The organism is Streptomyces alkaliterrae, from assembly GCF_007097205.2.
Classification (GTDB): Bacteria; Actinomycetota; Actinomycetes; order Streptomycetales; family Streptomycetaceae; genus Streptomyces; species Streptomyces alkaliterrae.
In genome coordinates, this window is sequence record NZ_VJYK02000220.1 from 1 (window position 1) to 9,256 (window position 9,256).

The following is a 9,256-nucleotide window of genomic DNA, read 5'->3' on the forward strand; positions in this document are numbered from 1 at the left end:
CCCGTAGACCCGCTCGACCGGGAGCCGCACGACAAGACGCCGGTCGGCGATCATCGCGGCGCGGTACTCGTCCCAGTCGGGGTGTTCGCCGCGCAGCGACCGGTAGAGGTCTATGAGCTCGGCCATCGCCGCGTCGTCTGCCGCGCCGGCGACTGGTGTCAGCTCGGCGGTGCCCTCGGCGACGACCCACGCCCGGCCGTCGGCGGACATGGTGTGCAGGCTGGCGCGGGGGTCGCGCGCGAGGTTGCGGGTCTTGGCGCGCTCGGCGGTGACGGACACGCGGATCAACCGGCGGCGGGGATCGTAGGCGTAGACGACGTTGGAGAGCTGGGGGCGGCCGTCTCGTTTGACGGTGGCGAGCACGCCCAGGTCACGTGCGGCCAGCAGCTCCAGCAGTGCCTGCTCGTCGCTCACGGGGTCCTCCTCCCTGCGTTGGGTGGCACCTCGCCTTCGCAGCCTAGTACCGGTGACGCCCGGGCGGGGGTTGGGCGCCGGTCGGCGGCGCGAAGGGATCGTGCGGCGTCGGTCGGCCCCCCGGCGCGGGCTGGTGGTACCAGGCGTGGTGGCTCCGCGGCTGCTGTTGCGCGTGCGGCGGGTACGTGTACGGCGGGTACGTGTGCGGCGGGTACGTGTGCGGCGGGTACGGGTAGGGCGCGCGGGGCATCGCGGGCGCGGCGGCCCTGCTGTTGTAGGGGCTGCCCAGGTCGCGCAGGGGGAGCAGGCGGGTGAGCAGTTCCTGTTCGCGTGCCCCGAAGCAGGGATCGGCGGTGCTCTGCGCCCGGGCGCGAAGCAGTGCAAGCGAGGTGGCGACGCGCTGGTACTCGCCGACCTGGCGGGCGGCCTTGGCGTCGACCTCACGGCGCGCGAGGTCGCGGGCCCGGCTGCGAACCGCCATCGAGCCCATGCCCCACGCCTCGGCCGGGGTCACCCAGCCCTGTGCCGCGTAGCGGCCGAGGACGTCCCGGACGGTGCGGAGCATGCGACCCCGGTACCAGACGGTGAGCCAGATCAGCGAGGCGCACAGCGGAGCCATGAGCAGCAGGTAGACGGCGAGGAAGGCGAGGCCGTGCAGTGAGGCGGTGCCGTTCCACAGCGCGTGGAGGGAGATGGAACCGAGCAGTCCGAACGACGGAAGGACGATCCGCAGTGTCTGTCGACGGGCGGGCAGGGTCGCCGCCAGGCCGAAGCCGATCCCCGCCAAGGTGGTGAACAGCGGGTGCGCGAAGGGAGACATGATGATGCGCACGACGAATGTGGCGGCCGTGGAGGAGACGCCGTCCCCGGCGGCGCCCAGTTCCTGGTCCTCGTCGTAGGCGGTGCCCAGGTAGAGGATGTTCTCGGTGAAGGCGAAGCCGGTGGCGACAAAGCCGGCGAGCACGATGCCCGAGAGCAGGCCGGTGAAGTTGCGTGGCCGGTAGAGGTAGAGCAGCAGGATCGCGGCCACCTTGGCGATCTCCTCCACCACGGGCGCGACGAGCACGGCACCCACGATGTCCTCGTCGGTGTCCGTGTTGGTGATGACCGACGTCGTCAGCCATTCGGTGGCGAAGGTGTTGGCGACGATGGCGACGAGCGTGGCGGCGCACGCTCCCCAGGCGAAGGCGAACACGAGGGTTCGCCACGGGGTCGGCTCCACCTTGTCCAGCCACCGCAGCGCCGATATGAGCAGCGGCACGGGCACGGTCGCCAGGACAAGACCGATGACAAAGCCCTCGGTGCCGGTTTCCGCGCGGACGATGGCGAGGATCGCCAACCCGCACAGGGCGAGCAGTACGCCGATGCAGCTGGTCCGGACGGTCCTGTTGTGCAGCCAGGCGGTCCAGCGCTTCTGCCTGCGCCCGGCCACCGGGCCGCCGACGGCACCGTCTCCCGGCACGGGCGAGGGAGCGGGAGCCGGAGGAGCCGGAGGAGCCGGGGGAGCGGAGGGCGCGGCAGCCGGCAGGGTGGCCGGCTGGTGTACGGGCAGCGGAGGTGCTCCGGGTGGTGTGGCCGCGTCCCGTGGTGCCGGTTCGACGGACGGGGCGGTCGAGGGAGCCTCCTCCATCCGCTCGGGCCGTGCGGCGTCGGACGCCGCACGGCGGGTCGCATCGGCGTGCGGGCGGTTCGCATCGGTTCGGTCTGGGTCTGGGCGCACCCAATGACCCTAGATGAGATGACCGTCCGAAGGGCGACTCATCACAACGGCTTGGCCGCATTACGCCTTTCGGCGAAAGAGCAGGTCCCGCACGCTGTGCCCCTTGTCGAGGCCCTGTCCTTCGAAGCGGGTGAGCGGCCGCTGCTCGGGGCGGGGCGCGAAGCCCCCGTCCGGCTGGGTGTTCTCGAACGCAGGGTGCGCGGTGAGCACTTCCAGCATCTGTTCGGCATAGGGCTCCCAGTCCGTGGCGCAGTGCAGCAGCGCTCCCGGAGCCATCCGGGTGGCGGCCAGGTCGAGGAACGCGGGCTGGATGATGCGCCGTTTGTGGTGGCGCTTCTTGGGCCACGGGTCGGGGAAGTAGACGCGTACGCCGGCGAGACAGGCGGGCGGCAGCATCTCCCGCAGCAGGATGACGGCGTCACCGTTAGCCACCCGGACGTTGGTCAGCCCGTTCAGCTCCGCGAGGCGCAGCAGGTTGCCCTGGCCGGGGGTGTGCACGTCGGCGGCGAGGATGCCCGTGTCGGGGTCGGCGGCGGCCATCTGGGCGGTCGCCTCGCCCATCCCGAAGCCGATCTCCAGGACCACCGGCGCCCCGCTCGGCAGTGTGTCGAAGAGCTTGTCGAGGTCGACGAGGTGGGAGCCGTCGATGTCGAAGCCCCAACGCGGCCACAGCCGTACGAGGGCGTCGTGCTGGCCCTTGGTGACGCGGCTGCGTCGCGGTTGGAAGCTGCGGATGGTCCGTTCGTGTCCGTCCGAGGGGTTGGCGGCAGGGCCGGCGCCGGGCTCGAACATCGGGGTGCGCGGAGCGGCCTCGTGGCGCGCCGCGCCGGGCTCGCGTGGGCTGTCTGACTGCTGCTGGTTCGTCTCGGACACAGTGACCGGATTCTACGTCCAGCCGTGACCGGCCCGAGCCGTGGGGCGCATGGTTGAGCAGTCGCTCAATAGGTCGTACTCTCCGATTGAGCGACTGCTCAAATCGTCTGGTGGGAGAGACGCGAGGGAGAAGCATGGGGCTCTACATCGAGACCCGGATCCGTGCGCCGCTGGAGGAACTGTGGCGGCGGACCCAGGACACCGCCGAGCACGCACGCTGGGACGTGCGGTTCACTCGCATCGACCAGCTACCCGGCCCCGTCGAGGAGCCGAGGCGGTTCCGCTACGCCACGCGGGTCCTGCCGCTCCTCACCGTCGCCGGCACCGGGGTGAGCGCCGGCGAGCGCCACCGGCCCGACGGCACGCGGACCAGCGCGCTCCGCTTCGCGTCGCCGGAGCGCCTGTCGCTGATCGCCGAGGGGCGGGGCTACTGGCGGTACGTCCCCGAGCCGGACGGCACGGTCCGCTTCCTGACCGGCTACGACTACCGCCCCCGCTGGGGCCGGTTCGGGCGGATCGTCGACCGTCTGGTGTTCCGCCCGCTGATGGGCTGGGCGACGGCCTGGTCCTTCGATCGCCTGCGGCTGTGGTGCGAGCGGGGCGTCCCTCCCGAGCGCGCGCTGCTCCGAGCGATCGCGGAGACGGTCGTCCGCGCGGGCCTCGTCGCGGCCGCGATCGTCGGCGCGCCACCGGTGGCCGCGGTCGCCGCGACCGTCACCGTCCTGCTGGTGCCGCCGCTGCCCTCGACGCCGGCCGCCCGCCGCTGCCGCCGTCGCCCGACCCGCCACGACGACGCGCGCCCGCCGGCACTGCTCCGCCACCTCGACCGCAGCGGTTCCGAACCGCAGGAGAAGACATGACCTCGATCTTCCGTCGCGCCCTGGGCGACGACTTCGACAGGCTCCACCCCGAACTGCGTCGCCGGTTCTCCGTCGGCCTGCACAGCGGCGAGATGTGCACGGGCCGCGGCGTGATGGACCGCATCTGGCGAGGACCGGCGTTCGTCCGACCGTTCCTGGCTCTCGGCGGCACCCGCAACGTGCTGGTTCCCCGGGCCGGTCGCGACATCCCGTTCACCATAGAGAACGTCCCGTACGTCGACGGGTACGGCCGGGAGACGGTCACCTTCGTCCGTACCTTCGCCTTCCCCGACCGCAGCCGCCGCTTCGACGCGACGATGATCTACAGTGCCCGACGCGGCTGTGTGGTGGACTACCTCGGAACGCACCAGCACCTGGCGACCGACCTCCATCCCGAGGTGACCGCCGACGGCTCGCTGATCATCCGGTCCGGTGCCCACCGCTTCCGCGAGGGGCTGGTGGACGTGCCGGTGCCGGCGCTGATCGGAGGTGACGCCGAGGTGCGGGAGCGCTTCGACGAGAGGTCCGGACGGTTCCGGATCAGCGTGCGGGTCACCAATCGCACGTTCGGACCGCTGTTCGGCTACGAGGGATCGTTCGCCGCCGAGTACGCGCCCGTGGAGGTCACGGGCGTACGGCCCGGCCTGCGTCCGGTGCGTGAGGAGGCGCGCGTATGAGTGACACACCGTCCGGGGCGCCACCCGCCGGCCCGCCCTCGGACACCAGGACAAAGCTGCTGGTCGGCGCGTTGGAGACGCTTGTCGAGAAGGGCATCGCCAAGACCTCCGCCCGCTCGGTGGCCACTGCCGCGGGCGTCAACCAGGCGCTTGTCTTCTACCACTTCGGCAGCGTCGACGACCTGCTCGCCGAGGCCTGCCGCTACGGCGCGGAACAGCGCGTGGCCCACTACCGCGACCGCTTCGCCCGCGTGACCACGCTGGGCGAACTGCTCGACCTCGGCCGTGACCTGCACGCCCAGGAACGGACGGAGGGCCACGTCGCCGTACTGGCGCAGCTGCTGGCCGGTGCGCAGGCCCAGCCGCGACTCGTCCGCGCCACCGCGGCCGGCCTGGACAGCTGGATCACCGAGCTGGAGGCCGTGCTGGGGCGGGTGCTCGCTCACACCCCGCTCGCGGAGCTGCTGGACGTCCCCGGGCTCGCGAGGGCGCTGGCAGCGTCCTTTGTCGGCTTGGAGCTGTACGAGGGCGTGGACGAGGAGGGCGCGGCGGCGGCGTTCGGCGCGCTGGAGCAGCTGGCCGCGCTGGCGGCGGCGTTGGACGAGCTGGGGCCGGTCGCGCAGCGAGCGGTGCGGGCCCGCCTCCGCCGGACGACCGCCTACCGCACCGCCACGTCACGCCCCTAGCACCCCGACACCTGCTACAGGCCCGCCAGCACCCGGCTGGCCACCTCCCGGCCGATCGGCAGGGACGCGGTGGCGGCCGGGGAGGGCGCGTTGAGCACGTGCACCGTGTGCGGCGCCTCGCTGATGAGGAAGTCGTCGACGAGCGTGCCGTCCCGCAGCACGGCCTGGGCGCGTACGCCGGCGGGGGCCGGACGCAGGTCCTCCGTACGGATCGCGGGCAGCAGCCGACCCACGGCCCGGGTGAACGCCGCGCGGGAGAGCGAGCGGTGGATCTCACCGGCGCCGTAGCGCCAGTGCCGCCGGGCGAGCTGCCAGACGCCCGGCCAGGCAAGCGTGCGGGCGAGGTCGGCGGCGGAGGCCGTACGCCAGTCGTACCCCTCGCGGGCCGCCGCGGGGACGGCGTTCGGCCCGAGGTGGACACCACCGTCGATCCCCCGCGTCAGATGCACGCCGAGGAACGGGAAGGCCGGGTCCGGCACCGGGTAGACCAGGCCGCGGACCAGCTCCGCACGCTCCTCGGCCAGCTCGTAGTACTCGCCGCGGAAGGGCACGATGCGGGCCGCCGGGTCGTCTCCGGCGAGCATGGCGAGCCGGTCGGCGAACAGGCCGGCGCAGTTCACCAGGGCGCGGGCGCGCAACACGCTCCCGTCCGACAGCCGGACGGCGACGCCGACGCCCTCCCGCCTGTCGACGGCCGTCACCCCGGCGCCGTACCGCAGCTCGGCGCCGGCGGTGGTGACGAGCTCGGCGAGTCGGTCGGCCACCGCCCGGAAGTCGCAGACACCGGTGGTCCCCACTCGGATGGCGGCGATACCACGTACCCAGGGTTCGTACTCGGTGATCTGCGCCGGTCCCAGCTCCCGCACAGGGATGCCGTTCTCCCTGCCGCGCTGGGCGAGGGCGTGCAGCCGCGGCAGCTCGGCGCGCTCGGTGGCGACGATCAGCTTGCCCGTCACCTCGTGGGGAAGGCCGTGCTCCGCGCAGAACTTGACCATCTCCTGGGCGCCCTGCACCGCGAACCTGGCCTTCAGGGACCCGGGCCGGTAGTAGATGCCGCTGTGGATCACGCCGCTGTTCCGCCCGGTCTGATGGCGGGCCGGACCGCCCTCCTTCTCCAGCACGGCGACCCGTATGCCCGGTCTGGCCCGGGTCAGCGCGTAGGCCGTCGACAGCCCGACGATGCCCGCACCGACCACCAGGACGTCGTGGTCGTACCGCGCCGGGCCGCGCCGCACGGCGGCCGGGCCGGGAGCGGCGCGTTCCAGGCCGTCGGGGCACGGGTCGGGCGCCCCGGTCCCACCGGAGCGCTGACGTCGTTCGGAGTTCGGCACAGCCACCACGCCACCCATCATGGTCGCCACCACTGACAACGCACTGCGGCGTCGGTCACGTCCGGCAGGACAAGAGCACCGACCACAGCGAATCGGCCACGTCCGCGCGCCCGCGTGAGCCGGTTACGGCCTCCGAGCCGGAGGCGTACCCCCTCACGCGGGCGCCGCGAGCAGCGGCCTGGCCCGTTCCCGCAGCTCGGCGACTCGCGGGTTGTCCCCGTACGGTTCGAGGCGGTGCAGCAGGTCACGGACGTACTCCATGGTCCGCGCGGAGGAGATCCGGCCGGCGACCTCGACGGCCCGCACGCCCGCGGCACAGGCGGCGTCCAGGTCGCCGGACTCCAGCTCGGCGACGGCCGACACCACCAGACGGAGACCGTGCGAACGCACGTACTCCTCGGTCGGGCGGGACAGCGCCTGCTGGGTGAAGCGCAGCATCTGGCGCGGCGCCTTGAGGTCGCGATAGCACTCGGCGGCGTCGGCGGCGAGCCGGTCGTAGGAGTAGAAGTCGAGCCAGGACGGGTCCGGGTCGCCCTCCCGGGCGCGTTCGAGCCAGCTCTCGGCCGCCGACAGGGCGACCCCGGAGGCGGGCGCGTCCCCCGCCTTGGCGTGTGCCCTGGCCTCGACCAGGTGGAAGAAGCTCATGACGCGGGCCGTCGCCACGCCCCGGTTGCGTTCCAGCGCGGCCTGCGCCAGGTCGACGCCCTCGTCCGCGAAGCCCCGGTAGGTCGCCTGGAGGGACATCGAGGCCAGCACGTACCCGCCCAGCGGCACGTCCGCCGCCGCGCGGGCGAGCCGCAGCGCCTGGATGTAGTAGCGCTGCGCGGCCTCCTGTTGGCCGGTGTCGAACGCCATCCAGCCGGCGAGCCGGGTCAGTTCGGCTGTGGCGCCGAAGAGCGAACGGCCCACCTCGTCGCTGTAGGCGCCGAGCAGCAGCGGGGTCGCGTCGACCCGCAGGCACTCGGGGACCATCGAGGAACGCCAGTCTCCTCCACCGTACTTGGAGTCCCAGCGGCGGGCCTCCTGTGCCGCCTCGCGCAGCTTGGCGACGTCGCTGTGGCCGACGCGTATGCATCGTCGGGAGCCTCCGCCGCCCGGTGGTCCGGTCGGACGTAGGGCGACGTCTCGGGCCGGTTCCTTGCCGCCGGTGGTCGAACGCCCGCCGGCGGGCCGGCCGTTGGCGGACGCGGAACCGGCGTGGGGCGGTGTCCGGTCGACCGGCTCGGGATGCTCCGCCCCGCCTTCGGGCCCGTCCTGGGCGTCGGCCGTCTCACGGGCCACCGAACCGTCGGCGGGGCTGATCAGCCACCGCGAGGTCGGTGTCGCGTACGCGCTCACCGAGAACGATCCCGCGAGTGACTGCCAGACGCCGCCACCGCGTCGGCCCGCCATGTCGAGCCGGTAGAGGTCGGTGGCGGACCTGACCGCCGCCCCCACGTCACGGGGGAAGGCGAGGCCGATCTCCGGCGCCGGGTCCGTGTCGGCCAGCCCGATCTCGTGGAGCGGTACGGGCCGCCCGAGTTTGCTGCCGATCGCCGCCGCGATCAGGTGCGGCGCGGCACCCTGCGGGACCATCCCCTTGGAGACCCACCGGGCCACCGAGGTCTTGTCGTAGCGAAGGGTCAGTCCTCGTTGCGCCCCCAGGTCGTTGACCCTCCTGGCGAGTCCGGCGTTGCTGATGCCGGCGAGGGCGAGGACTGTACCGAGCTTCTCGTTGGGCCCGCGCTTCTCGTGCGGCCCGCGTGGCTCCCTGGACATGCGCACCCCTGACACACACCGACGGCTGCCCCGCCGCACTGGAAAATGCTCGGGGCATTCGTGAACCCAGCGTAGTTCGCCGAATCCCTACCGTTAAGGGTTCGCCAGCCGGATGGCGGGATTCGTTTCCGTACGCGCGTGCGGAGTGAACTCCCGCGCGAGCGCCGTGTGCGCGCGGCGCGCGCGGCGCGAAACACGGGTGCTATGCGGCGAATGTCCGTTCCCCTCTCTGTAGGTGAGTGCGCGGCTCGAATGGTGGCGGAGGATGCGGAGGCGACGTGATCTCCGGGAGCGAGCCGTGCTGTGCGACCCGGCCACCGGCGGGTTCCTGGCGTGCCCCGGCCGTGTGATCGTGCGCCCGGCTGTGCGCTCTGTGCCCGGTGCGGCCGGGGGTGTTGCATGGAGGACGCGTGGGTCGGCCCGCCGTGTGGCACCGGCGGGCTGGGGGAATACCGCCGCCCCATATCCCCGCGGGCGGCGTTCGGGTCCGGGAGGTGGTCGTGCCTCCCGGCCTTCCCGGCTGTGCGCCGGCTCATGTGTCCGACGGTGCGACGGATCGGCCGAGGGCGGCGGAAACCGGCCTGCGGCTGTCGGAGCGGCACGCATCGGTGTGGCATATGCCGGAGTTGTGTGCCCGGCGATCGAGCCCGGTCCGCGTACGGACGTGACGAGCGATCAAGCCCGTCCGTACGCGGACCGCCCAACAACACCCGTCACGCACGGCACAACCGCCACAGCGGGAAAGGCCCTGTCAAGGCCATAAGTTGGCCGAAAACCACTGTTTGGGTCTTCCGTGCTTGTCACCCCCGTCACGATCCGGTTTCCACGGTGCCGCGCCCGCCGCTCCCACCCGCGCCAAGACCGCCCGCGCTGGCCGACCGCCACCCGCCGCCGGACCGGCCGCCGGGGCCACCGGGCACGCCAACACGTGCCTCCC

8 protein-coding genes are annotated in these 9,256 nt (G+C 72.8%); 3 read left to right on the forward strand and 5 right to left on the reverse strand.

Features of this window, described 5'->3' with window-relative positions; all coding sequences use genetic code 11:
* The 3 genes from FNX44_RS19005 to trmB all read right to left on the reverse strand — a co-directional run.
* Positions 1 to 414, reverse strand: a 414-nt coding sequence (locus tag FNX44_RS19005) for a PPOX class F420-dependent oxidoreductase (protein ID WP_143649500.1), incomplete at its 3' end; no start/stop codon positions are given.
* A 43-nt stretch (positions 415 to 457) separates the two neighbouring features.
* Entirely contained in the window at positions 458 to 1,876 is a 1,419-nt protein-coding gene (locus FNX44_RS19010) for a PrsW family intramembrane metalloprotease (protein ID WP_143649501.1), read from the reverse strand.
* Positions 1,877 to 2,194: 318 nt separating this feature from the next.
* Entirely contained in the window at positions 2,195 to 2,926 is a 732-nt protein-coding gene (gene trmB, locus FNX44_RS19015; RefSeq protein WP_143649506.1) for a tRNA (guanosine(46)-N7)-methyltransferase TrmB, read from the reverse strand.
* Between the two features lie 215 nt (positions 2,927 to 3,141).
* Between trmB and FNX44_RS19020 the strand changes: the two genes are divergently transcribed.
* Genes FNX44_RS19020 through FNX44_RS19030 form a run of 3 tightly spaced genes read left to right on the forward strand, consistent with a single transcriptional unit; the run spans position 3,142 to position 5,230 of the window.
* Entirely contained in the window at positions 3,142 to 3,867 is a 726-nt protein-coding gene (locus FNX44_RS19020; protein ID WP_143649502.1) for a hypothetical protein, read from the forward strand.
* A complete protein-coding gene (locus tag FNX44_RS19025) occupies positions 3,864 to 4,544 on the forward strand; it encodes a DUF4166 domain-containing protein (protein ID WP_143649503.1) in 681 nt (226 codons plus the stop codon). Before FNX44_RS19020 ends, FNX44_RS19025 begins: the two co-directional genes overlap by 4 nt.
* On the forward strand, positions 4,541 to 5,230 hold the full coding sequence (locus tag FNX44_RS19030) for a TetR/AcrR family transcriptional regulator (RefSeq protein WP_143649504.1): 690 nt from the start codon (positions 4,541 to 4,543) through the stop codon (positions 5,228 to 5,230). The genes FNX44_RS19025 and FNX44_RS19030 overlap by 4 nt, the downstream gene beginning before the upstream one ends.
* 14 nt (positions 5,231 to 5,244) lie before the next feature.
* Here FNX44_RS19030 and lhgD read toward each other — a convergent pair whose 3' ends face one another.
* Positions 5,245 to 6,495, reverse strand: coding sequence for an L-2-hydroxyglutarate dehydrogenase (lhgD, locus tag FNX44_RS19035; RefSeq protein WP_228450008.1), 1,251 nt, complete (start codon positions 6,493 to 6,495; stop codon positions 5,245 to 5,247).
* Positions 6,496 to 6,714: 219 nt separating this feature from the next.
* Positions 6,715 to 8,319, reverse strand: a complete 1,605-nt coding sequence (locus tag FNX44_RS19040; RefSeq protein WP_143649505.1) for an NsdA family TPR-like regulatory protein — start codon at positions 8,317 to 8,319, stop codon at positions 6,715 to 6,717.
* Between the last annotated feature and the right edge of the window lie 937 nt (positions 8,320 to 9,256).